The sequence below is a fragment of the Streptomyces chrestomyceticus JCM 4735 genome (assembly GCF_003865135.1).
Lineage (GTDB): Bacteria > Actinomycetota > Actinomycetes > Streptomycetales > Streptomycetaceae > Streptomyces > Streptomyces chrestomyceticus.
Genome location: NZ_BHZC01000001.1, coordinates 5,141,279 through 5,164,029, shown reverse-complemented (window position 1 = coordinate 5,164,029; position 22,751 = coordinate 5,141,279). Strand labels below are relative to the sequence as shown.

Below are 22,751 nucleotides of genomic sequence, written 5' to 3'. Positions count from 1 at the left end.
CGGATGACCGTCGAGCACCTCCTAGGCCTTCGGGGCCACCTTGCTCAACCCATTGATGATGCGGTCCATCGCATCGCCACCCGTGGGGTCGGTGAGGTTGGCGAGCATCTTGAGGGTGAAGCGCATCAGCATGGGGTGGGTGAGGCCGCGCTGGGTGGCGAGCTTCATGACCTTCGGGTTGCCGATGAGCTTCACGAAGGCGCGGCCGAGGGAGTAGTAGCCGCCGTAGGTGTCCTTGAGGATCTTCGGGTAGCGCTGCAGGGCCAGCTCGCGCTGGGCGTACGTGGCGCGGGCGTGGGCCTGGACGATGACCTCGGCGGCGATGGCGCCGGACTCCATGGCGTACGCGATGCCCTCACCGTTGAACGGGTTGACCAGGCCACCCGCGTCACCGACGAGCAGCAGGCCCTTGGTGTAGTGCGGCTGGCGGTTGAAGGCCATGGGGAGGGCGGCGCCGCGGATCGGGCCGGTCATGTTCTCCGGCGTGTAGCCCCAGTCGGCGGGCATGGAGGCGCACCACGCCTTGAGGATCTCGCGCCAGTCCAGCTCCTTGAAGGAGGAGGACGTGTTGAGGACGCCGAGACCGACGTTGCTCGTACCGTCGCCCATGCCGAAGATCCAGCCGTAGCCGGGCAGCAGACGGTCCTCGGCGCCGCGGCGGTCCCACAGCTCCAGCCAGGATTCGAGGTAGTCGTCGTCGTGGCGGGGCGAGGTGAAGTACGTACGGACCGCGACGCCCATCGGGCGGTCCTCGCGGCGGTGCAGGCCCATCGCCAGGGAGAGGCGGGTGGAGTTGCCGTCCGCGGCGACCACGAGGGGGGCGTGGAAGGTGACCGGCGTCTTCTCCTCGCCGAGCTTGGCCTCGACGCCCTCGATGCGGCCGGTCAGGTCGTTGATGATCGGCGCGCCGACGTTGCAGCGCTCGTACAGGCGGGCGCCGGCCTTCTGCGCCTGGTGCGCGAGCTGCTCGTCGAAGTCGTCGCGCTTGCGGACCAGGCCGTAGTCCGGGTACGAGGCCAGGTCCGGCCAGTCGAGCTGGAGGCGGTTGCCGCCGCCGATGATGCGCAGGCCCTTGTTGCGCAGCCAGCCCGCCTCTTCGGAGATGTCGATCCCCATGGAGATCAACTGCTTGGTGGCGCGGGGCGTCAGGCCGTCGCCGCAGACCTTTTCGCGCGGGAAGGCGGTCTTCTCCAGGAGGAGGACGTCCAGGCCGGACTTGGCGAGGTGGTACGCGGTCGCCGAGCCGGCGGGACCGGCCCCGACGACGATGACGTCCGCGCAGTACTCGGAGCGGGGGGTGGACACGGACGCGCTCACGGCTTCGCTCACGGACTCAGTCGCGGACTCGGTCACGGCGGGATCTCCCGGAAGTCGATATCTGGGTGCCGACCGGCACTGGGCCCCTGCAGTCTATGGGGGCCAGGTGATCAGGATCTGAAGGGTTGGTCGGTCCATGCACGAGCCACAGCCACAGCCGTTTCCGGCCGCACGGCCGCTGCCGCGACCGCCTTCCGCGGCGGGTTTCACGCTCCGGGTGCCGTCCGAGGAGGACGCGCTGCACTGGCACCGGGTGTTCGCGCACCCCGACGTGATGGAGTTCCACGGCGGCGCCCCGGCCGAACTGTCCGAGTACCAGGAGCTGACCGCCCGGCAGCGTCGCCACCACGCGGAGCACGGGTTCTGCATGTACTCGATGATCGGTACGGCCGGGGAGGAGACCGGCGCCGTCCTGGGCTTCACGGGCGCGCAGCCGTGGCCGTACGACTGGGGGCCGGTGGGCGAGATCGAGATCGGGTGGCGGATGGGGCGGGCGTACTGGGGCAAGGGGTACGCGACGCGGGCGGCCCGGGCCGCGCTGGAGGTGGTGCGGGACGCGGGGGTACGGGACGTGGTCGCGATGGTGGCGGCCGGGAACGAGCGGTCGGTGGCGGTGACGCGACGGCTCGGGATGCGGCACGCGGAGACGTTCCGTACGCCGTCCGGGCGGGAGGGGTACTGCTTCCGGCTGGATCTGTGAGGTGGGCGTACGGGTGATGAGGGGCCACCGGCCGGGCCGAGGCCCCTCCATGGCCCCTTCCCCGTCACGCGTCCGGCTTCGTCCCCCGGTGCAGCGCCACGATCCCGCCCGTCAGGTTGCGCCAGGCCACCTTCGACCAGCCCGCTCCCTGGAGGCGCGCCGCCAGGGCCGGCTGGTTGGGCCAGGAGCGGATGGACTCGGCGAGGTACACGTACGCGTCCGGGTTGCTGCTCACCGCACGCGCGACGGGCGGCAGCGCCCGCATCAGGTACTCGGTGTAGACCGTACGGAACGGCCCCCACGTCGGCTCGCTGAACTCGCAGATCACGACCCGGCCGCCGGGCTTGGTGACCCGGTACAGCTCGCGCAGGGCGGCGTCCGTGTCCTGCACGTTGCGCAGCCCGAAGGAGATGGTCACGGCGTCGAACACGTCGTCGGCGAAGGGCAGTCGCATCCCGTCACCGGCCACGAACGGCATCCACGGGCGGCGCTTCTTGCCCTCGCCCAGCATGCCGACGGAGAAGTCGCACGGGACGACGTACGCGCCGGTGCGGGTGAAGGGCAGCGAGGAGGTGCCCGTACCGGCGGCGAGGTCGAGCACGCGCTCGGCGGGGCGCGCCGCGACGGCCCGCTCCACCTCCTTGCGCCACAGCCGGGCCTGCCCGAGGGACAGCACGTCGTTGGTGAGGTCGTAGCGCGCCGCCACGTCGTCGAACATCGCGGCGACGTCCTGCGGCTGCTTGTCCAGAGAGGCTCGGGTCACCCGGCCATTGTTCCTTACGGCTCCGGAAGGCGTTGGTCGGGGACGGCCCGATGCCCCCCTCAGAACATCCGGGCGGTCCAGCGGTGCTGCGTCTGCTGCGAAGCATCGTGAGCGGCCGAATGGGCCGTCCCCGCGGGAAAGATCCTGCCGGGTGGAGGGGCGGGTTCCGGTTCTGTTGACGGGGTACTGACGCGGGGTCGGGGGGCCTTGACGGACCTCTGACGCGCTCAGCGCCGGACGACCCCCGTCAGATCAAAGCTCACCGGGAACGGGTGCTCCGTCTCCAGTTTCTCGCGATGCAGGGGATGCTCAGGTGCCGGGATGTAGACGCCCAGCTCACGATGGAGCCAGAACTCATGCACCTCGGGGACGTTGTCCGGACCGTGCTCGACCCGCCAGAAGTACGGAACCCCCGCGGCCGCGAACATCGCCGGTTTGCGCACCCGGTCGTCCTGCTGCGATCCCGTGGACACCACTTCGACCACGAGAACGACCCACTGGACCGGCACGCTTTCCAGTTCCCATAGGTCCTGCCCCTGGCCGTCGAAGACGATGACGTCCGGCTTGGGGGTGTTGCGACCGTCGATCCGGACGCTCTGCTCGGCCAAGACCTCGTACGGATCGCGCTGCGCGTCTTCGAGGGACCGCAGGAGACGGTCCCGCACCCGGTTGTGCCACGGTACGGTCTGCCCCCGAGCCACGATCACTCCGTCCACAAGTTCCCAGTCGAAGGGAAGGTCCAGATCTTTGACCTGTTCCTGCGTCCAACCGTCGGCGGGCGGGAACATCCAGGTCTCAGGAGTGGCTTTCTCCGGCCGGTCAGTGCTCATCACTGCTCCCATGGACACGAGTGTGGACGCGAGTGCGGATCACGGTCCTGAATACGACACTACCGTCACACGAAGTGACGGTCGCGCTTCTCGACGTTGACGCCTCAGCGTCCCTGTCCCTGTACCCGTCCCCGGTACACCAGTCGGCCGCCCAGCACCGTCACCAGACACCCGCCGCCCTCCGCGAACACGGCGAAGTCGGCCGGGGCACCGGGGGTCAGGGGGTGCGGGGCCGGGTGGGCGCGGAGGCCGGAGCGGGCTACTGCGGTGCGGACGGCGGGGTGGGTGAAGGGGCCCGCGATCGATGTCGTGCCGGTGGAGAGCAGGCGCTGGATGCCGCGGCGGGCGCTCGCGCCCCAGCGGGTGTCGGTCATGCCGAGTGCGGTGAGCGCGTCGCCCGTGAGTGGGGCGGTGCCCAGGTCGTCGGCCTCGCGTGGGTCGGGGTGGTAGGCGGTTTCGAGCAGTGCGGCGCCGTCGGGTTCGTGGCGGCCCGGGGTCAGGACGCCGTCCCAGTCGCGTACGCGGGCGCGGTCGCCGTAGCGCTCGTACAGCTCCTCGTACGGGCCGACGGCCTCGATGCGGTCGCCGGAGACGACGACCGCGTGCCCGGGGTCCGGGGCGCCGTCGTGGGCGCGGCGGACGCCGTGCACGCGGTGGATCGTCAGCACGTGTGTCTCGGCAGTCTCGGGCGACTCAATTGTCTCGGTCGACTCGGCTGTCTCAGTTGGCCTCGACGAGCTTCAGCTCGGGGTGGGCCGTGCCGCCCTCGATGGCCGTGGAGGAGATGTGCGAGGTGACGCGGTCGTCGACCGGGTCGTTCGCCGGGTCGTCGTGCACGACCAGGTGCTCGTACGTGGTCGTGCGCTGCGCCGGTACGCGGCCCGCCTTGCGGATCAGGTCGATGATCTCCTGGCGGTTGGAGCGGTGCCTGGCGCCGGCGGAGGAGACCACGTTCTCCTCCAGCATGATCGAGCCGAGGTCGTCGGCGCCGTAGTGCAGGGAGAGCTGGCCGATCTCCTTGCCGGTGGTCAGCCAGGAGCCCTGGATGTGGGCGACGTTGTCGAGGAAGATCCGGGCGATGGCGATCATGCGCAGGTACTCGAAGATCGTCGCCTGGGTGCGGCCCTTGAGGTGGTTGTTCTCGGGCTGGTAGGTGTACGGGATGAAGGCGCGGAAGCCGCCCGTACGGTCCTGCACGTCGCGGATCATGCGCAGGTGCTCGATGCGCTCGGCGTTGGTCTCGCCGGTGCCCATCAGCATGGTGGAGGTGGATTCGACGCCCAGGTTGTGGGCGGTCTCCATGATCTCCAGCCAGCGCTCGCCGGACTCCTTCAGCGGGGCGATGGCCTTGCGCGGGCGCTCGGGGAGGAGTTCCGCGCCGGCGCCGGCGAAGGAGTCCAGGCCGGCCGCGTGGATACGGCGGATGGCGTCCTCGACGGAGGTCTTGGAGATCCGGGCCATGTGCTCGACCTCGGAGGCGCCGAGGGAGTGGATGACCAGTTGCGGGAACGCCTTCTTGATGGCGGAGAAGTGCTCTTCGTAGTACTCGACGCCGTAGTCGGGGTGGTGGCCGCCCTGGAACATGATCTGGGTGCCGCCCAGCTCGACCGTCTCGGCGCAGCGGCGCAGGATGTCGTCGAGGTCGCGGGACCAGCCCTTGGCGGTGTCCTTGGGCGCGGCGTAGAAGGCGCAGAACTTGCAGGCCGTCACGCACACGTTGGTGTAGTTGATGTTGCGCTCGATGATGTACGTCGCGATGTGCTCCGTACCGGCGTAACGGCGGCGGCGCACGGCGTCGGCCGCGACGCCCAGCGCGTGCAGCGGCGCGGAACGGTACAGGTCCAGCGCTTCCTCGGGCGTGATCCGCCCGCCCCCCGCGGCGCGGTCGAGTACGGACTGAAGGTCGGCGTTCTCGGTCACCGGGCGTCCCTTCGGAGGCGGGCATAACGACCGAACCAGCGTACGCCAGCGGTACGACAGACCTGGCGGCGGCCGTTACGTGCGGGTGCAAGCGGCCGGGCGGCGGGTCAGCCGCCGGTCTTCTTCATGGTGGCGCGGGGCCGGCCGCCCGCCTCGTCGTCGGAGGCGAAGGAGAGGGTGCCGTCCTTGCCGAGCGTGTACGTGACGGCCGCCTCTGCGCCCGTGCAGCCGGGTCCGGCCTTGCCGTCCGTGCGCTCCCGGAGGGTCAGCGTGGTGGCGGTGGCGGACACCAGTTTCGCCTTGGCCGCGCACCGGGCGATCAGGAAGTCGTACGAGGTGTGGACGACGTAGTCGCCCTTGGTGCCGGGGGCGATGGTGCTGGTGATGGTGCCGTTGGGGATGTTGTGGCGGGTGACGACCGTGCCGGTCCAGGTGCCGAGGAAGGACTTCGGGACGGCCGGCTCCCCGGGCCGGGACGCGCCGGGCGACGGGGTCTGCCCGCTGCCGGGCGGCTTCGCGGCCGCGTCCCTGCCGTTGTCCTCGCCCTGGCCGGGCAGCAACTGGAAGACGAACGCGGCGGTCGTCGCGGCGGCGAGCGCACCGGCCACGGACAGGACCAGTGTGCAGCTCATCCGGCGGCGTCCGGATGTTCCGCCGCCGAGGGCGCCCCTGAGGGTGAGGCGGCGCTCTTTGGGCGGGGCGGCCGGTTCCGGCGGGTTGGGCGGCTGCGTGGGGACGGAACCGGCGGCCGGCCAGGAGGGAGGGGAGGGGTACGCGGGGTGGGGGTGAGGCTGGGGCGGGATGTAGGTCGGTTGCTGTCCGGAGGCAGTGGGGGCGGATGCGTCGGGACCGGCCGGAGCGTCGAACGGGACGAGGCCGGACGGTGCCCCGTACGGAGCGGCGGCCTCCCTTCCGTACGCAGGGTCGGCAGGCCCTCCGAAGCCCTCCGCCTCCTCCCCCGCCCGCGCGTCCAGATTCAGCAGCTCCACCGCCTGCCTGCTGACGCGTTCGACCAGCGGCGCCGGCAGCCAACCGGCGCGCTCCGGACCACCGTCCGCACCCGGCGCGCCACCCGTCGCCGCTGTCCCGTCCAGCCGCCGCACGATCTCCTCCGGAGCAGGCCGGTTCTCGGGGCGCTTCGCCAGACAGGCCGTGGTGATCTCGCGGAGTTCGCCCGTGAGGGCGGTGCCGAGGTCGGGGTAGCCGTGCACGACTTTGTAGAGGAGGGCGGCCGAGCTGTCCCCGGTGAACGGGCCGGCGCCGGTGGCCGCGTAGAAAAGGACCGCGCCGAGGGAGAAGACGTCGCAGGCGCCGGTGACCTCCTGGCCGAGGATCTGCTCGGGCGCCATGTAGCCGGGTGAGCCGACGGAGACGCCGGTGGCGGTGAGCGCGGCGCCGCCGTCGGTGGCGCGGGCGATGCCGAAGTCGATGAGCAGCGGGCCGTCGAGGGTGAGCAGGACGTTGGACGGTTTGACGTCCCGGTGGACCAGGCCGTGGGTGTGCACGGCGGCCAGCGCCCGGGCGAGCCCGGCGCCCAGTGTCCGTACGGCGGGGCCGTCCAGCGGGCCGAAGTCCTCGACCGCGCGGGTGAGCGAGGGGCCCGCCACGTAACCGGTGGCCACCCAGGGGACGGGGGCGTCGGGGTCGGCGTCCAGTACGGGCGCGGTCCAGGCACCGCCGACCCGGCGCGCGGACTCCACCTCGCGCCGGAAGCGGGCCCGGAATTGATCGTCGGCCGCGAACTGCGCGTGGACGGACTTGACCGCGACGGTACGGCCGCCGGCGCTGCGCCCGAGGTAGACACGGCCCATGCCGCCCGCGCCGAGCCGGCCCAGCAGCCGGTACGTACCGATGACGCGCGGATCGTCCGCCCCCAGCGGCTCCATGGCTTCGCCTCCCCCTGCCGGCCCGGATCACGGCACAGCCTATGACCCAGGTCATGCCCGGTCCGGTGAACCCGCACAAGGGCTTTCGCCATCAAAGAGATGGAACGCCAGCAACCGTCCGACTTGTCCTGCGGGGCAGTGCACCCACCCGGAGAGCTTCGTGCAGCACCAGTACGGGGAGCACCCCCGAACGGCCCCGAGGGCCGGCCCGCGTACGGGTACGAGGCCGACGGCGGGCCCGCGTACGGCCCCGCCCGGGAGCACCGCGCGCCGCGCCGCCGGCTGGGCAGACGGACGGGCCGGCGCAAGCGGCTCTGGATCGCGGGGGCGGTCGTGGCCGTACTGGGCCTGGCCGCCGTGCCCGTACTGAACGCCTTCGACGTCTTCTCCGACAACGGCGAGCCGATGTCCTTCGACCGGCCCCGCACGGACGGCGGCGGAACGGGCGGTTCCGGCGGCGCGGGCGGGTCGTCCGACGGGTCAGCGCCGGGGGTGCGGATGCCCACGGGGCCGCAGGCGCAGTTCACGACGGCGAACACGCTGGACGACGGCACCAAGATCGGCGTGACCACGCTGCACGGCAAGAAGTCCGGCTTCACGGGCCGGGTCTGGGTGTGGGCGCCCAAGGAGTACTACGAGGACAAGTACGCGAAGAGCGCGTTCCCGGTGCTCATCGCGCTGCCCGGCGGCCCCGGCTATCCGGTCAACTACTGGATGGGAACCGACCTGAAGTTGCAGAGCAGCATCAGCGAGTGGTCGAAGTCGGGCAAGAGCAAGCCGTTCATCGTCGTCATGCCGGTCCTGAACGCGGACGACAAGAACTACTACGACGGCAGTGACATCCCGGGGCAGCCGAAGATGGGCACCTGGATGTCCGACGACGTCCCCGACCTGGTCAAGGCCAACTTCCGTACCTTCACGTCGCGGGACGGCTGGGCCTTCATGGGCTCCTCCTCGGGCGCCTACGTGGGCCTCAAGCAGGTGCTCCAGCATCCCGACCGGTTCAAGGCCGTGATCGCCTCCGGCCCGGACACCCGGCCGGACTCGCCGCTGTGGCGCGGCCACGAGAAGGAGCGGCTGGCCAACGACCCGGAGCAACTGGCCAAGCACCTGATCGCCCGGCCCGGGGCCCCGGACGTGCACATCGCCTTCCAGATCGGCACCAAGGAGGGGGGCCGGGCCAAGCTGGAAGCCTTCATGAAGAAAATCGGCAAGGGACCGATCAAGACCCGTCTTCAGGTGATCGAAGGCGGCGGCCACAACGCCAGGGGGTACGTCCGCGGCATGAATGACGGAACCATGGAATGGATCAGCAAGGTCATGCCGGGCCCGACGCCCGCGCCCTGACACGCCGGCCGGGCATTTCGTACGTCTTTCTCACTTTTTCCGGACGGCTTCCCGGGCGACTTCACGGACGGCTTCCCGGCTGACTTCCGGCCGGGGTTCCGTTCGGGCTTCCTTGGGAACTTCCGTGCGGGTTCCGTACGCCCCCCGTACGACTTCCGCACTTCTCCGTACGCGTTACCCGTGCCTTTCGTGCACTTTTCGCATACCTTTCGCACTACTTCCCGCACAGCTCACGTACCACTCGCGCATGCCTTCCGCGCGTTCCCTACGCGTTCTGTTCAGGTTCCGTACGCGATCCGTATGCGTTCCGTACGCGCGGAATTCGCCGCCGGAATCGGGGGTCAGGCCGGCGGGTTCTCCAGCAGGTCGACCCGTACGTCCGCCGGATAGCCGGTCGATTCTCCCGTCCGGCGGGCGAATTCCGTCACACCGCGCAACTGGTCCGGGCCGAACCGGAAGTCCAGTGTCGTGAAGTAGCGTTCCAGCACCTTCTCGTCGAAGGTCTCCCAGCGCGCGGCCTGCTCGGCCACCTTGCCGACCTCTTCGAGCGACAGGTCGCGGGAGGCCAGGAACGCCTCGTGCACCTTGCGCACGACGAGGGGTTCGCGCTCCAGGTAGTCCCGGCGGGTCGCCCAGACGGCGAAGACGAACGGCAGGCCGGTCCAGTCCTTCCACATCTGGCCGAGGTCGTGCACCTGGAGGCCGAGCCGCGGCGCGTCGTGCAGGTTCGCGCGCAGCGCCGCGTCCCCGATGAGCACGGCGGCCTCCGCCTCCTGCATCATCACGCCGAGGTCGGGCGGGCAGGTGTAGTAGTCAGGAGTGACGCCGATCTTCTCGGCCAGCAGCAGTTGGGCCAGGCGTACGGATGTACGGGAGGTCGAGCCGAGTGCGACCCGTGCCCCGTCCAGTTCCTCCAGGGGCTTCTGCGACACGATCACGCACGACATGACCGGGCCGTCGCAGCCGACCGCCAGGTCGGGAAAGGCGACCAGGTCGTCGGCGGCCCGCAGGAACTCCACGAGGGTCACCGGGGCGATGTCGAGATCGCCGCGCACCAGCTGTTCGCTGAGCTTTTCCGGGGTGTCCTTCGTGAGCTCCAGGTCGAGCAGCGTGCCCGTCCGCGCGAGGCCCCAGTACAGGGGCATACAGTTCAGGAACTGGATGTGGCCCACCCGCGGCCGGCTCCGACGGTGGTCGGCTGCGGCTCCTGCGGATGCGTCTCCAACGGTTGAATTGTCCACATGCGGAGGCTAGACCCGGGGGCTGCCGGACGGTGCGGCGGGGCCGCCCATGGCCACTGCACCGCTCGGGTAAACGTGATCTTTGGCTCTTCCGCCCTCCAAGCGCCCCGTGCTAGGCTCAGCGCAAGTTGCAGTTTGGTTTCCCTTGCAGTACAGAGCCTGCGGAGCATGTGACGCCGCAGGCTTTTGTAGTTTTCAGACTTCTCGCAGGTTCTGGAGCAGGGCAACCCTTTGGCCCAAGGAGGGCTTATGGCTACCGGAACCGTGAAGTGGTTCAACGCTGAAAAGGGCTTCGGCTTCATCGCCCAGGACGGCGGCGGCCCGGATGTCTTCGTCCACTACTCTGCGATCAACGCCACTGGCTTCCGTTCCCTGGAAGAGAACCAGCAGGTGAACTTCGACGTCACGCAGGGCCCGAAGGGTCCGCAGGCGGAGAACGTCACGCCGGTCTGAGTTGCCCGGTCCGACCGATCGCGGTCGACTTAGCAGTACCCAAGGAGCCCCGCTCCTTCCTTTCGGGGAAGGGGACGGGGCTCCTGCCTTTCCCGTCCTGCCTTTCCCGCACCGCCGGCCGCTGCCCTTTCCCCCACCGCCGCCGGAATACGTCGCTGCCGCCCCTCCTGACCTCTTCGGCCCCCGCGGCTACCGTGCAGGGTCATGACCGGGCCGACCATCGCCGTGCACCATGTGCGGGCCGTACTCAGCGGTGTGCGGCGGGCGGGTGTGGACACCGTGCCGCTGTTGCAGGCGGCGCGGATCTCTCCGCTGCTGCTGGGGGACGAACGGGCCCGGATCGGCGCCGACCGGTTCGCACGGCTGGTCAAGGAGGTGCAGCGGGCGACGGGCGACGAGTTCCTGGGGCTCGGGCCGCTGCCCAGCCGCCGGGGCACGTTCGCCATGATGGGCCTCGCCTGCCTGGGCTGCCCCGATCTCGGTACGGCGCTGGAGCGGGCCGTGCGGTTCTACGGGCTGTTCCCGGGCGGGCCGGAGATGGCGGTGACGGTGGGGGGTGAGGGCGGGACGGGGGCCTGTTCCGACGGGCCCGGGAGCGCCTCAGGGGCCGGGACCGCCTCCGAGTACGGGTACGGGGCCGCGTCCGGCCTCGGCGCCGCGTCCGCCACCGCCGAGTTCTCGATCCGTACCGATCTGCGCCCGTACCCCGAGGCCACCTTCCTCGCCGAGTCCGTGATGATCATCTGGCACCGGCTCTCCAGTTGGCTGATCGGCCGCCGCATCCCGCTGCGCCACGCCCGCTTCGCCCACCCCGCCCCCGCCCACGCGCACGAGTACGAGCTGCTCTTCGGCTGTGCGGTGCGCTTCGGGGCCCCGCGCACCGCGGCGGCCTTCGACGCCCGCTGGCTGGCGGCGCCGGTCGTCCGGGACGAGGCGGCGCTGACGGCGATGCTGCGGCGGGCGCCCGCCGATCTGCTGAGCCGCCGGGAGTACGGCACGACCGTCACCGAGCGGGTGCGGCGCACGCTCGTCCTCGCCCTGGGCGCCACGGGCCCGGCCCGGCTGCCGGAGGTGGCCGAGGTCGCGGCGCGACTGGCGGTGAGCCCGGCGACGCTGCGCCGCCGGCTCCAGGAGGAGGGCACCTCGTACCGGCGGCTGAAGGACGCGGTGCGCCGGGACGCGGCGATCAGCTCGCTGGCGGCGGGCCGGGAGCCGATCGCCGAGCTGGCGGCGCGGCTCGGTTTCTCCGAGGACACCGCCTTCCACCGGGCGTTCCGGCGGTGGACGGGGACCACGCCGGGTGCGTACCGGCTGCGTCCGCGGGCGGCGGGCGCTCCGCCGGGTCAGCAAAGCTGAGCGTCCCGGTCAGCGCCGTCCGTAGCGCCGAGTCCCTACGGTCACCCCAGTCGAACCGTCCTGAACCTCCCCCCGGACCGTTGGGAGAGCCGCATGGTGCACCCCCGCGCCACCCGTGCCACCCGCGCGCTGCGCGGTACCGCCCTCACCGCCGCCACGGCACTCGCCCTCTCGCTCGGTCTCCCGAGCGCCACGGCCACCGCGCGTTCCGCCCCCTCGACCCCCGAGGCTGCTACAGCCCCGTCCGCCCCGCACGCCACGTCCGCCCAGGCGGACAGCGCCCGTCCGGGCGACATCGTGGCGTCCTCCCCCACCTCCTTCCACCCGCTGCCAGGCCAGCCGACCCGCACCCGCGCCTGGCACATGGAGTACCGCTCGACCACCGCCAAGGGCACCCCGAACGTCGTCTCCGGCACGGTCATCGTCCCGGACGACGGCCGTACCGGGCCGCGCCCGCTGGTCACGTACGCCGTCGGTACGGTCGGCCTCGCCGACACGTGCGCGCCCTCGGCCGGCTTCCCCAAGGGCACCACCGTCGAGGCCAACCTCATCCAGCAGCTCACGGCCCGCGGCTGGGCGGTCGCCGTGACCGACTACGAGGGCCTGGGCACACCCGGCGACCACACCTACACCGTCGGCCGCGCCGAGGGGCAGGCCGTCCTCGACGCCGCGCGCGCCGCGCAGCGGCTGCCCGGTGCCGTGCGCGCGGGCGTCACCGAGGACTCCCCGGTCGGGATCATGGGCTATTCACAGGGCGGGCAAGCCTCTAGCTGGGCGGCCGAGCTGCACAGTACGTACGCGCCCGAACTCAAGGTCAAAGGCACCGCGACGGGCGGTGTCCCGGCCGACCTGCTCAAGGTCGCCGACTTCAACAACGGCAATGTCGGCGCGGGTCTGATCCTGATGGCGGCCGTCGGCCAGGACGCCGCGTTCCCGGAGCTGGACCTGGCGAAGTACCTGAACGACAAGGGCCGGCACTACGTCGACTTCATGAAGAAGAACTGCGTGGCCATCGACGCCATCGCCGGTGCCTTCAAGAAGATCTCCGACGTCACGGTCAAGAACCCGCTGTACGAGGCCGACTGGCAGCAGCGGCTGCGGGAGTCGGACCTCGGTACGCGCAGGCCGGACGCGCCGGTGTTCCTCTACCACGGCACGCTCGACGAGCTGATTCCGTACGGCGTCGGCAAGCAACTGCGTACGGACTGGTGCGCCAAGGGCGCCGAGGTGCGGTGGGCCCCGATCCCGCTGGGTGAGCACGTCGTCGGCGCGGTCGCGGGTGCCGTACCGGCCGCCGACTGGCTCGCGGGCCGCTTCGCCGGGAAGCCGGCGCACGGCAACTGCGGCTGAGCGGACGGCGGCAGGGCCCCGGCGGCCGATAGCCGGTGCCCGGGGCCCGATGTCCGGTGCCCCAAGAGGAACCCCGTGCCACTTCCCCCACAGAGGTGACACGGGGTTCCGGTCTGCCGGGCCGGTCTCGGCGGCGCCGCATACGAGGTTACCCGCCGGTCAGTTAACGGAGCATCAGTACCCCGGCCCGTTTCCGTACCCGTTCCCGTACAACTCCTTTATCTCCGCGCCGAAGTCACGCGCGATGGCGGCCCGCCGCAGCTTCATGGACGGGGTGAGGTGACCGGCCTCCTCCGTGAAGTCGACCGGCAGCACGGTGAACCGGCGTATCGATTCGGCGCGCGAGACGAGCTGGTTGGCGTCGTCCACCGCGTCCTGGAGGTCGGCCAGCAGCGCCTCGTCGCGGACCAGTTCCGCCAACGGCACCTGCTGCTTCTTCCGCATCTGCCGCCAGTGCGCCAGCCCGTCCGGCTCCAGCGTGACCAGCGCGGTGACGTACGGGCGGCCGTCGCCGACGACCATGCACTGGCCGACCAGCGGATGTGCCCGCAGCCGGTCCTCCAGCGGGGCCGGGGCGACGTTCTTGCCGCCGGAGGTGACGATCATCTCCTTCTTGCGGCCGGTGATGGTCAGATAGCCGTCCGCGTCCAGGGCGCCGATGTCACCGGTCGCCAGCCAGCCGCCGCCCTCCGCACCGGCTCCGGCGCCCGCGCCCACACCCTCGCCCGCCCCGCTCTCGTCCACGTCCCCGGCCGGCAGCGGCCCGCCGGTCGCCGCGTCCCAGTACCCGCTGAAGACCTGTCCGCCGCGCAGCAGCACCTCCCCGTCGTCCGCTATCCGTACGGCGGTGCCGGGCAGCGGCCGGCCGACCGTGCCGATCCGGGGCTTCAGCGGCGGGGTGAGGGTGGCGGCCGCGGTGGTCTCGGTGAGCCCGTACCCCTCGAAGATCTCGATGCCGGCGCCCGCGTAGAAGGCCGCGAGCCGCCGTCCGAGCGGGGAGCCGCCGCAGATCGCGTAGCGGACCTTGCCGCCGAGCGCGGCGCGGATACGGCGGTAGACCAGCGGGTCGTACATCCGCCGGGCCGCCTTCAGCGCCACGCCGGGGCCGCTGCCCGTGCCGTGCTCCTGCGCCTCGACGGCTTCCCCGTAGCGCCGCGCGACCGCGGCGGCGCGGTCGAAGGACGCGGCCCGGCCCATCTTCTCGGCCGTGGCGCGGCCGGTGTTGTAGACCTTCTCCAGGACGTAGGGGATCGCGAGCAGGAACGTCGGCCGGAAGGCGGCCAGGTCGGCCAGGAGGTCCTCGGTACGGATGCTGGGCGCGTGGCCGAGCCGTACCCGGGCGCGCAGACAGCCGACCGCGACCATCCGGCCGAAGACGTGCGACAGGGGCAGGAAGAGCAGCGTCGAGGCGGGTTCGCTGCTGACCGACCGGAAGACCGGGTGCAGCAGTTCGATCGCGTTGTCCACCTCGGTGAAGAAGTTGCCGTGGGTCAGGACGCAGCCCTTGGGGCGGCCGGTGGTGCCGGAGGTGTAGACGAGGGTGGCGATGTCCGACGGGCCGGTGGCCGCCCGCCGTTCGGTCACCAGGGCGTCCGGGACCGGCCGCCCGGCCGCCACGATCTGCGGCACGGCGCCGGTGTCCAGTTGCCACAGGTGGCGCAGTCCGGGCAGCCCGGACCGGACGCCGCTCACCAGCCGGGCCTCCGCGACGCTCTCCACGACGCAGGCCGCCGCCCCCGAGTCCTGGAGGATCCAGTGCGCCTGGTGGGCCGAGGAGGTCGGGTAGACGGGCACGGTGACCAGCCCGGCCGCCCACGCGGCGAAGTCGATCAGCGTCCACTCGTACGTCGTACGGGCCATGATGGCCAGCCGGTCGCCCGCCCGCAGCCCGTGCGCGATCAGGCCCTTGGCCACGGCGAGCACCTCGGCGGCGAACTCGGCGGCGCTCACGTCCCGCCACGCGCCCCCGGCGTCACCGCCCGCCTTCTTGCGCGCCAGTACGGCCTCGCCGGGCGCTTGCGCGGCGTTGTCGAAGGGGATGTCTCCCAGGGAACCGGTGCGCACCGGCGCCACCAGCGGCGGTACGGACACCTCCCGCACGGCCCCGTCCCGCACCTGGATGCGCGGCTCCGCCGGAGCGGGCGCCGGTGGCCCGCCTTGCCGTTGCTGACTGGACACGAGCGGCTCCTCGTCTCACGGTGGTCGCAGGGTGTGCGCGGCGCGGCGGCCGGCGCGGCACAGCGGCCGGCGGCTGTCAACGGGCCGGAGGAGCAGGCCCGTTGGGCGGCCGGGGCGGCGCGCGGCCCGCAGGTTCGCGCTCTCGACCAACACCTGACCCGACAGTAACCTTACTTCGAAGTAAATTTACGCGAGGACCAGGAGTTGGCCAATGCCCGAACACCGTCTTCCTCCCACCGCTGCCGCCCCGGGCCTCCTCCGCTCCCCTCGCACGGGCCGCCCGCCGACCGCACCGCTCCTCCGGCCGGGTGCCTGATGGCGGCCGACGTACCGGGCGGCGCGTCCACCGGCCTGACCCGCGCGCCGCGGCTGATGCCCGTACTGGCCAAGGGCGTGCTGACCGGCTTCGGCAAGCATCCGCGGCCGGACGCCGCCCTGCCGCGCACCCGCCTCGTCCTGCCCGCCGTCCGCATCGGGCTGGGCCGGGCCGCCACGTACGCCCGGGTCTGCGGGTACGACGCCACCGAGCCGCTGCCCGTCACCTATCCGCACATCCTCGGATTTCCGCTGGCCGCCCGGCTGATGAGCGCGCGGGACTTCCCGCTGCCGATGCTCGGCCTGGTGCACACCGGCATCGAGATCACCCAGTACGCGCCGCTGCACCCGACCGACACGCTCGAACTGACGGTGTTCGCGGGCGCGTTGCGGCCGCACCGCCGGGGCACCGAGGTGGTGATGACCACCGAGGCGCGCCGCGGTGGCGCGCTGGTGTGGCACGACCGGAGCACGTATCTGGCGCGGCACCGGACGGCCGGGAGCAGCGGTCCGCGCGGGGACGGCGCCCCCGACTCCCCCAGGGCGCCCGGCCCTTCGAGCAGCGGCCGCGACCTGCCCGTACGGGCCCGATGGCGCCTGCCCGCCGACCTCGGCCGCCGCCACGCCGCCGTCTCCGGCGACTACAACCCGATCCACCTGCACGCCCTGACGGCCCGCCCGCTCGGCTTCCCGCGCGCCATCGCGCACGGCATGTGGACCTTCGCGCGCTGCGCCGCCGAGGCGGTGCTGCCGGGTACGGCGACGCTGCGCATCTCGGCGGAATTCCGCTCCCCGGTCCTGCTGCCCGCCACCGTCGCGTACGCCTACGAGACCACGCGCAACGGCGGCACGTTCCAGTTGCGCGGCGCGCCCGAGGGGCGGGCGCGCGTCCACCTGGAGGGGAGGGTGGAGACGGACATGTGACGCCTGCCGGCCCGCCGGCCCGACGTGGCCCGCCCCTGGAGGGCCCGCCCCCGGACCCGCATCACATCACCCGGCCACCCCTCACCCGCCCGGCGACCACCGCTCTCCGTCCATCAACCGCCCCAACCCGGCCCAGGCGAAGTTCATCAGCGTCGCCGCCGTCTCCTTGGCCGACGGGCGCTCCCCCGGCACCGCCCCGCCGCCCCGGCCGTTGGCCCAGTCGGCCAGTGATTCGGCGGCCCCCACCAGCGCGTGCGCCAGGCCGGAGACTTCGCGCGCGGCCGGTTCCCGGCCGCAGCCCGCCTCCTGGGCCGCCGCGCCGATCATCGCCGTGACGAACTCGACGATCTCCGCCCGCATCGCGGCGACTTCGACCGCGAACGGTTCCCCCTGCGTACGGGCCTGCTGGTGCAGTACCGCCCAGCCGTCCGGATGCTCGGCCGTATGTGCGAAGAATCCTTTCAGCCCGCTCCAGAGCTGCCGGTCGGCGGGCGCGTCCGGCTCCACCGCGGCGCGTACCGCCTCCGCGAGCGCCGCCGACTCCCGCCGGATCACGGCGCTGAACAGCTCCTCCTTGGAGTTCAGGTACAGATAGACCAGCGGCTTGGACACCCCCGCCACCTCGGCGATCTCGTCCATCGAGGCCGCCCGGTAACCGCGCCGCGCGAAGGTCAGCACGGCCGCGTCGAGCATCTGCTGCTCCCGTACGGCCCGCGGCATCCGCTTGCTCTTCACAGCTCCCACGCCCATTGCCCTCCCGTCCCACCCCTTTACCGCCAAGTAAGTTTACGTTTTCCCGCCTTGTCCGCCGCCTCTTGACGCGATCGCTCCGTTAGCGAGACGATACGACTCGTCTCGCTTATTCGGCCGGAAGGAACTCCCCCATGCACCAGGCACACCAGCGGTTCGTCGAGGCGGCTCCCGGCGTACGCCTGTGGACCGACCGGCGCGGACCGGCCGACGCGCCCCCGCTGCTGCTGGTCATGGGCGCACAGGCGTCCGGCCTGGGCTGGCCGGAGCCGTTCGTCGACGCGCTCGCCGTCCAGCACCGGGTCATCCGTTACGACCACCGCGACACGGGCCGCTCCACCTGGCCCTTCGACGAGCGGCCGTACCGCATCACGGACCTGGCGGAGGACATCGTCCGCGTCCTCGACGGCCTCGGCGTCGAGCGGGCGCACCTGGTGGGAATGTCGCTCGGCGGGATGCTGACGCAGATCGCCCTCGCCGACCACCCCGACCGGATCCTGAGCGCCACCCTGATCGGCACCAACGCGATGAGCACCACCCCGTACACCCGCCCGGACGGCGTCCAGGTGCCCGTCGAGGACCTGCCCGGCATCGCCCCGGAGGTACTGGAGATGTGGGCCCGGCCCGTCGAGGACCACGGCCTGGAGGCCGAACTCGACCGGCGCGTGGAGCACTGGCGGGTCCTCGGCGGCGGCCGGCTCCCCTTCGACCCCGCCTACTACCGCGCCCTGGAACGCCGGATCATCGAACACACCGGCCGCTACGACGTCTCCGACGCGCCTGCCCGCGCGGACCACTCGGGAATGCTCCGCACCGAAGCCCTGGCCGCCAACCAGGTGCCCGCCCTGGTCATCAGCGCCCCGGCCGAACCGGTCTTCCCGCCCCCGCACCCGCACCACCTCGCCCAGGCCGTCGGACACGCCCACCTGGTGGAGATCCCCGGCATGGGCCACGCCCTGCCACCGGAGGTCCAGGGCCCGCTGGCGGAGGCGATCCTGGCGCATACGGCGAAGGCCGGCTGAGCGGGAGGGCCAGGCGTCCGCGTCATCGTCGGCGCTCTCCCACGGAAGAGAGCCGGAGACGACACGGCGGCCTGACCGACGACTGCCGTAACCGTATTGTCCGTATGCATGTTGGTCATGGCGCGGGTACGTCGTCTGCGACCAGGGGGGGCCATGACCAAGCCGAAGCGTGCGGGGATCTACGTCCGGATCAGCAAGGACCGCAAAGGCCGGGAGCTCGGCGTCCGACGCCAGGAAAAGGCCTGCCGGGAGCTGTGCGAGCGCATGGGCTGGGGCGTCCTCAAGGTCTACGCGGAGAACGACGTGTCCGCGTCGACCACCAGCAAACGGCACCGCCCCGCTTACACGGAGATGCTCCGCGACGTGCGCGACGGCTTCATCGACGGCATCGTCGTCCACTCCATCGACCGGCTGACGCGCCGGATCGGCGAGCTGGCCGGCTTTCTGGAGGAGCAGAAGGAGAACGGATTCGCCTTCGCCACGACAGAGGGCGAGGACACGTCGACCGCCGGCGGACGCATGATTCTGACGATCAAGGGCGCCGTGGCCCAGCAGGAGACCGAGCGCATGTCGGAGAGGATCAACATCTCTCTCTTGCAGCGCAGAGAGCAGGGCAGACCGCACGCCGGCGGGAAGCGGCAGTTCGGGTTCAAGGCGGGGTCGTGCTTCCAGGAGCTGGACGAGGCCGAGACCGAACTCATCCGCGACGGCCACCGGATGCTCCTGGACCGGGCCTCGAAGACTCCCGGCGATGTCGCCCGGTACTGGAACGCCTTGGGCTGCACGACTCCACAGGGTGGCGCCTGGACGATCCAGTCGGTGAAACGCGTGTACCGGTCCGAGCGCACCGGCGGCATCGTCACCTACAAGGGCCAGGACATCGGGGACAGCGTCTACGGTGCTCCGCTGACTCGGGAGCAGTGGCAGAACGTACAGACTCTGCTGGACGACCGGGCCACGCCCGCGCCGCAGGGGCAGGCAAGCGGAAGCACGTGTACTCCGGGTTCCTGCGGTGCGGCAACTGCGGCTCGTCCCTGCGCGTCCAGTGGGCAACCGTCCAGGGGCGGACGTTCCGCCGGACGTTCTGCCACTCCGGCCAGCGAGGCAGGGACGGCCGCCTCGGCTGCGGGAAGGTCAACCGCACCTACGTATGGATCGAGGAACAGCTCGACGAGGTCGTCGAAGCTGCCCTCAGGGAACGGGCAGCTCGGCAGGAGGAGGTGCCGGCCGAGGACCTCACGGGACCGATCGGTCTGCTGGAAGTCCGCATCAACGCACTCCGGGACCGCTGGAAGGGCGAGCAGTTGGAGGACGACGACTACTTCGACGCCTTGGCGCACCTCCGGGATGAGCTGCGGACACTGCGCAAGCGTGCTGCGGTGGCGGTCGTCCGCAGGTCCCGCGCCGAGGCGGACGCATTGACGGTCTGGAAGGACGATGCCCCCGAGAATCTGGAGCGCCGTCGTGCCCTCGTGGCGACGGTGATCGACCACGTCGACGTCTTCAGCGTCGGTCGCGGACGACGCAAGCCTCCGGAGCCCACGTCGATCAGCATCACGCCGGCACCGTGCTGACCAGCGGCGGCCTCGGGACGCAAAGCTCCCGTGCACACGGCCGACGCCCCCGGTCCCTGAACGGACCTGGGGCGTCGGGCGAAGCCGGGGACGTCAGGCGGCGGCAGCTACCGGCTGAGTCTCGTCCACGGGGGTCGACGTCGCGCTGTCGTACTTGTCGCGGTCGAGGATCTTTTCCTGCGCAGCCACGATCAACGGCGTTACAACTTGGCCGGCCACATTCGTAGCCGTCCGCATCATGTCCAGGATCGGGTCGATGGCCATCAGCAGGCCGACGCCCTCCAGGGGGAGGCCGAGGGTGGACAGGGTCAGGGTCAGCATGACGGTGGCGCCCGTCAGGCCGGCGGTGGCCGCCGAGCCGATGACCGAGACGAAGGCGATCAGGATGTAGTCGCCGACGCCCAGGTCGACGTCGAAGATCTGCGCGATGAAGATCGCGGCGAGCGCCGGGTAGATCGAGGCGCAGCCGTCCATCTTGGTCGTCGAGCCGAAGGGCACCGCGAAGGACGCGTACTCCTTCGGGACGCCCAGGCGCTCGGTGACCTTCTGGGTCAGCGGCATGGTGCCGACCGAGGAGCGGGAGACGAACGCCAACTGGATGGCGGGCCAGGCGCCCTTGAAGAACTGCAGCGGGCTCACCTTGGCGAAGGCCGACAGCAGCAGCGGGTAGACGCCGAACAGGACGATCGCGCAGCCGACGTAGATGTCGACGGTGAAGGTCGCGTACTTGCTGATCAGGTCCCAGCCGTAGTCCGCGATGGCGTAGCCGATCAGGCCGAGCGAGCCGATCGGGGCGAGGCGGATGACCCACCACAGGGCCTTCTGCAGCAGCTCCAGCACGGAGCGGCTCAGGCGCAGCACCGGCTCGGCGCGGTCGCCCAGCTTCAGGGCCGCGATGCCGGCCACCGTCGCCATGAAGACGATCTGCATGACCTTCAGGTCGGTGAACGGCGTGACGACGTTCTTGGGGATGATCCCGGTCAGGAAGTCGATCCAGGAGCCGGCGTGCTCGGGGAGCTTGCCGTCCTTGGGGGTCAGGCCGGTGCCCGCGCCGGGGTTGCTGATCAGGCCGATCGCCATGCCGATGGCGACCGCGATCAGCGAGGTGACCATGAACCACAGCAGGGTGCGGGTGGCCAGCCGGGCCGCGTTGTTGACCTGCCGCAGGTTGGTGATCGAGACCAGGATGGCGAAGAAGACCAGCGGTGCCACGGCCAGCTTGAGCAACTGGACGAAGAGGCTGCCGATGGTGTCGAGGGTGGTCTTCAGCCAGGAGACGTCACCGCTCTTGGCGATCCAGCCGAGCAGTACGCCCAGGACGAGGCCGAGCAGGATCTGGGCCCAGAACGGGACCTTGGGTATGCGGCGGGATCTGGCGGTCTCGGACCGCGGGGTCTCGGAAGACGTGGTGGACAACGGACACACTCCGGGGACAGACAGGCGTCGAAAGGGTGAGGAGACGGCGCACAGCGCCAGGAGACAGGAGGTCCGTAACCGATCCGTACGGGATCTCCGGCCGCTGCGAGCTGGGATCAGCGGCGGCAACAGGCCGCGGACATGCAGCGGCAAAGATCGACGTGCAGGCGCGCCACGAGCGGGACGCCCGTGGTGTGGTGGTGCGCTGCTGCTGTCTTCATGTCGAACACGTTAACACTTGAACTTTGGGGAACCCAAAGAGTTTCTTTGGGCCTACGGGGCGGGGGAGGGCCGGAGCGGCTGGGGGAACGCGTGATGCCCCGCCGTGGAGGGGTTCTCCTCGGCGGGGCATCCGTCGACTGTGAGGCGCCTTACAGCGCCTGCGGAGGGCTACAGGAGGCCGTCCTCCTGGCGGGCGCTGGCCGCGATGCGGGCCTTCTGCCGGTCGACCTTCGCCACGATCTGCTCGGACATCGCGTCCCGCTGCTTGCGCAGCAGCACGAAGCTCAGCGGCGCGGAGATCACGATCGCGAGCAGCAGCAGCCACACGGCGTTGGAACTGCCCACGCCGAGCGGGATGATGTGGAAGTACGCCAGCGCCCAGACCAGCGCGAAGCACACGACGAAGATCCCCAGGCGCAGGGCGGTGTAGCGGAGCGTGGCGAACTTCTGGCTACTCACGGGCGGACCTTCTTCACGACGACAACCGAAAGGGTCTGACTCCAGTCAAGCACAGCCCGATTCGTGATCTTTTCGGACCCCTGCCGTGGGCCGGGACGCGGCGCGCCGTCACGCCAGTTCGCGCCACATCGTGATGTCGTCCCGGTAGTCGTCGTCGGCCAGTTTGATGGCCGACGGGACCCGGCCGACCTCCTTGTAGCCGCAGGAGGTGTAGAAGCCGTCGACGCCGGTGCCGCCGCGGCAGGTGAGCCGGATGCCCTCGATGCCGTCGGTCGCGCGGGCGGCCTCGTCGACGGCCGCCATCAGGGCGCGGCCGGCGCCCTGCCCCTGGAGGGAGGGGTGCACCATCACGGTGTAGACCCACAGCCAGTGCTTCATCAGGCGGTGCTGGTTGAGGTGGAGGAAGGCGGTGGCGAGCACCCGGCCGTCGTGCGCGTCGCGGCCCGCGACCAGCCGGGCGCGCCCCTCGGACATCGCCACCAGGTGGGAGAGCAGGTCGGGGCGGACGTCCTCGGCCGTCACCGGCGGGACGAACCCGACGGCACCGCCCGCGTTGGACACCTCGGCCCACAGTGTGCGGATGCCGTCGGTCAGTTCGGGGGTGACGGCGGGGTCCAGGTCGAAGCGGAGATCCATGGTGCGGACCCTAATCGCCCCGGGTGACACCCGCCCCTGCCGTCCTGTCCGGCCCTGGCGTATCGGCTGTCCTTGCCGTATCGCCAGGCACC

At 71.2% G+C, this 22,751-nt stretch carries 20 protein-coding genes and 1 pseudogene; 9 read left to right on the top strand and 12 right to left on the bottom strand.

What is annotated here, in order from left to right:
* Window positions 1–21: 21 nt before the first annotated feature.
* Complete coding sequence (locus tag EJG53_RS22265; protein WP_371858713.1) at window positions 22–1,329, bottom strand: geranylgeranyl reductase family protein; 1,308 nt, start codon at window positions 1,327–1,329, stop codon at window positions 22–24.
* A 124-nt stretch (window positions 1,330–1,453) separates the two neighbouring features.
* Between EJG53_RS22265 and EJG53_RS22260 the strand changes: the two genes are divergently transcribed.
* Window positions 1,454–2,017, top strand: a complete 564-nt coding sequence (locus EJG53_RS22260; protein ID WP_125046271.1) for a GNAT family N-acetyltransferase — start codon at window positions 1,454–1,456, stop codon at window positions 2,015–2,017.
* Between the two features lie 64 nt (window positions 2,018–2,081).
* Here EJG53_RS22260 and EJG53_RS22255 read toward each other — a convergent pair whose 3' ends face one another.
* The 5 genes from EJG53_RS22255 to EJG53_RS22235 all read right to left on the bottom strand — a co-directional run bounded on the left by EJG53_RS22255 (window position 2,082) and on the right by EJG53_RS22235 (window position 7,416).
* On the bottom strand, window positions 2,082–2,780 hold the full coding sequence (locus EJG53_RS22255; protein ID WP_125046270.1) for a demethylmenaquinone methyltransferase: 699 nt from the start codon (window positions 2,778–2,780) through the stop codon (window positions 2,082–2,084).
* A 227-nt stretch (window positions 2,781–3,007) separates the two neighbouring features.
* Entirely contained in the window at window positions 3,008–3,610 is a 603-nt protein-coding gene (locus EJG53_RS22250; RefSeq protein WP_125046269.1) for a Uma2 family endonuclease, read from the bottom strand.
* Window positions 3,611–3,714: 104 nt separating this feature from the next.
* A complete protein-coding gene (locus EJG53_RS22245; RefSeq protein ID WP_125046268.1) occupies window positions 3,715–4,278 on the bottom strand; it encodes an imidazolonepropionase-like domain-containing protein in 564 nt (187 codons plus the stop codon).
* 52 nt (window positions 4,279–4,330) lie between these two features.
* Window positions 4,331–5,530 carry a cyclic dehypoxanthinyl futalosine synthase gene (gene mqnC / locus EJG53_RS22240; RefSeq protein ID WP_125046267.1) on the bottom strand — a complete coding sequence of 400 codons (1,200 nt, stop codon included), beginning with the start codon at window positions 5,528–5,530 and terminating at the stop codon, window positions 4,331–4,333.
* A gap of 107 nt (window positions 5,531–5,637) precedes the next feature.
* Window positions 5,638–7,416 (bottom strand): serine/threonine-protein kinase, encoded by a 1,779-nt coding sequence (locus EJG53_RS22235; RefSeq protein ID WP_125046266.1) that lies wholly within the window; start codon window positions 7,414–7,416, stop codon window positions 5,638–5,640.
* 138 nt (window positions 7,417–7,554) lie between these two features.
* Here EJG53_RS22235 and EJG53_RS22230 point away from each other — a divergent pair, with 138 nt between their 5' ends.
* Window positions 7,555–8,763 carry an alpha/beta hydrolase gene (locus EJG53_RS22230; protein WP_244955278.1) on the top strand — a complete coding sequence of 403 codons (1,209 nt, stop codon included), beginning with the start codon at window positions 7,555–7,557 and terminating at the stop codon, window positions 8,761–8,763.
* Window positions 8,764–9,104: 341 nt separating this feature from the next.
* Here the strand turns inward: EJG53_RS22230 and EJG53_RS22225 are convergent, their stop codons facing one another.
* Entirely contained in the window at window positions 9,105–10,004 is a 900-nt protein-coding gene (locus EJG53_RS22225; RefSeq protein WP_125046265.1) for a menaquinone biosynthetic enzyme MqnA/MqnD family protein, read from the bottom strand.
* A 249-nt stretch (window positions 10,005–10,253) separates the two neighbouring features.
* Between EJG53_RS22225 and EJG53_RS22220 the strand changes: the two genes are divergently transcribed.
* The 3 genes from EJG53_RS22220 (at window position 10,254) to EJG53_RS22210 (ending at window position 13,163) form a co-directional block, all read left to right on the top strand.
* Window positions 10,254–10,457 carry a cold-shock protein gene (locus EJG53_RS22220; RefSeq protein ID WP_031008279.1) on the top strand — a complete coding sequence of 68 codons (204 nt, stop codon included), beginning with the start codon at window positions 10,254–10,256 and terminating at the stop codon, window positions 10,455–10,457.
* A 204-nt stretch (window positions 10,458–10,661) separates the two neighbouring features.
* Window positions 10,662–11,813 carry an AraC family transcriptional regulator gene (locus EJG53_RS22215; protein WP_125046264.1) on the top strand — a complete coding sequence of 384 codons (1,152 nt, stop codon included), beginning with the start codon at window positions 10,662–10,664 and terminating at the stop codon, window positions 11,811–11,813.
* A gap of 93 nt (window positions 11,814–11,906) precedes the next feature.
* The gene (locus tag EJG53_RS22210; protein ID WP_125046263.1) at window positions 11,907–13,163 is read left to right on the top strand and encodes a lipase family protein; all 1,257 of its coding nucleotides are present in this window, start codon (window positions 11,907–11,909) and stop codon (window positions 13,161–13,163) included.
* Window positions 13,164–13,337: 174 nt separating this feature from the next.
* On the opposite strand, the gene EJG53_RS22205 is transcribed toward EJG53_RS22210, so the two are convergent.
* Window positions 13,338–15,341, bottom strand: coding sequence for an AMP-dependent synthetase/ligase (locus EJG53_RS22205; protein WP_125046262.1), 2,004 nt, complete (start codon window positions 15,339–15,341; stop codon window positions 13,338–13,340).
* Between the two features lie 315 nt (window positions 15,342–15,656).
* On the opposite strand from EJG53_RS22205, the gene EJG53_RS22200 reads away from it, so the two are divergent.
* Complete coding sequence (locus EJG53_RS22200) at window positions 15,657–16,580, top strand: MaoC family dehydratase (RefSeq protein WP_167515151.1); 924 nt, start codon at window positions 15,657–15,659, stop codon at window positions 16,578–16,580.
* 81 nt (window positions 16,581–16,661) lie between these two features.
* Here the strand turns inward: EJG53_RS22200 and EJG53_RS22195 are convergent, their stop codons facing one another.
* Window positions 16,662–17,324 carry a TetR/AcrR family transcriptional regulator gene (locus tag EJG53_RS22195; RefSeq protein ID WP_371858712.1) on the bottom strand — a complete coding sequence of 221 codons (663 nt, stop codon included), beginning with the start codon at window positions 17,322–17,324 and terminating at the stop codon, window positions 16,662–16,664.
* A 140-nt stretch (window positions 17,325–17,464) separates the two neighbouring features.
* Between EJG53_RS22195 and EJG53_RS22190 the strand changes: the two genes are divergently transcribed.
* The 3 genes and pseudogenes from EJG53_RS22190 (at window position 17,465) to EJG53_RS42660 (ending at window position 19,926) form a co-directional block, all read left to right on the top strand.
* The gene (locus EJG53_RS22190; RefSeq protein ID WP_125046261.1) at window positions 17,465–18,352 is read left to right on the top strand and encodes an alpha/beta fold hydrolase; all 888 of its coding nucleotides are present in this window, start codon (window positions 17,465–17,467) and stop codon (window positions 18,350–18,352) included.
* A 108-nt stretch (window positions 18,353–18,460) separates the two neighbouring features.
* Window positions 18,461–19,246 (top strand): annotated as a pseudogene (locus tag EJG53_RS42665) (recombinase family protein); the annotation flags it as partial.
* 98 nt (window positions 19,247–19,344) lie between these two features.
* A complete protein-coding gene (locus EJG53_RS42660; protein ID WP_244955277.1) occupies window positions 19,345–19,926 on the top strand; it encodes a recombinase zinc ribbon domain-containing protein in 582 nt (193 codons plus the stop codon).
* Between the two features lie 93 nt (window positions 19,927–20,019).
* Here EJG53_RS42660 and EJG53_RS22180 read toward each other — a convergent pair whose 3' ends face one another.
* From EJG53_RS22180 to EJG53_RS22170, 3 genes are all read right to left on the bottom strand, one after another.
* A complete protein-coding gene (locus tag EJG53_RS22180; protein WP_125046260.1) occupies window positions 20,020–21,342 on the bottom strand; it encodes a dicarboxylate/amino acid:cation symporter in 1,323 nt (440 codons plus the stop codon).
* Window positions 21,343–21,732: 390 nt separating this feature from the next.
* Window positions 21,733–22,023 (bottom strand): DUF4229 domain-containing protein, encoded by a 291-nt coding sequence (locus EJG53_RS22175; RefSeq protein ID WP_125046259.1) that lies wholly within the window; start codon window positions 22,021–22,023, stop codon window positions 21,733–21,735.
* A 108-nt stretch (window positions 22,024–22,131) separates the two neighbouring features.
* Entirely contained in the window at window positions 22,132–22,659 is a 528-nt protein-coding gene (locus tag EJG53_RS22170) for a GNAT family N-acetyltransferase (RefSeq protein WP_125046258.1), read from the bottom strand.
* Window positions 22,660–22,751: the final 92 nt, after the last annotated feature.

Coding starts and splice junctions, on each gene's coding strand:
- EJG53_RS22260 (WP_125046271.1), top strand. CDS start 1,454: ATGCACGAGCCACAGCCACAGCCGTTTCCGGCCGCACGGCCGCTGCCG.
- EJG53_RS22250 (WP_125046269.1), bottom strand. CDS start 3,610: ATGAGCACTGACCGGCCGGAGAAAGCCACTCCTGAGACCTGGATGTTC.
- EJG53_RS22235 (WP_125046266.1), bottom strand. CDS start 7,416: ATGGAGCCGCTGGGGGCGGACGATCCGCGCGTCATCGGTACGTACCGG.
- EJG53_RS22220 (WP_031008279.1), top strand. CDS start 10,254: ATGGCTACCGGAACCGTGAAGTGGTTCAACGCTGAAAAGGGCTTCGGC.
- EJG53_RS22215 (WP_125046264.1), top strand. CDS start 10,662: ATGACCGGGCCGACCATCGCCGTGCACCATGTGCGGGCCGTACTCAGC.
- EJG53_RS22210 (WP_125046263.1), top strand. CDS start 11,907: ATGGTGCACCCCCGCGCCACCCGTGCCACCCGCGCGCTGCGCGGTACC.
- EJG53_RS22200 (WP_167515151.1), top strand. CDS start 15,657: ATGGCGGCCGACGTACCGGGCGGCGCGTCCACCGGCCTGACCCGCGCG.
- EJG53_RS22190 (WP_125046261.1), top strand. CDS start 17,465: ATGCACCAGGCACACCAGCGGTTCGTCGAGGCGGCTCCCGGCGTACGC.
- EJG53_RS22170 (WP_125046258.1), bottom strand. CDS start 22,659: ATGGATCTCCGCTTCGACCTGGACCCCGCCGTCACCCCCGAACTGACC.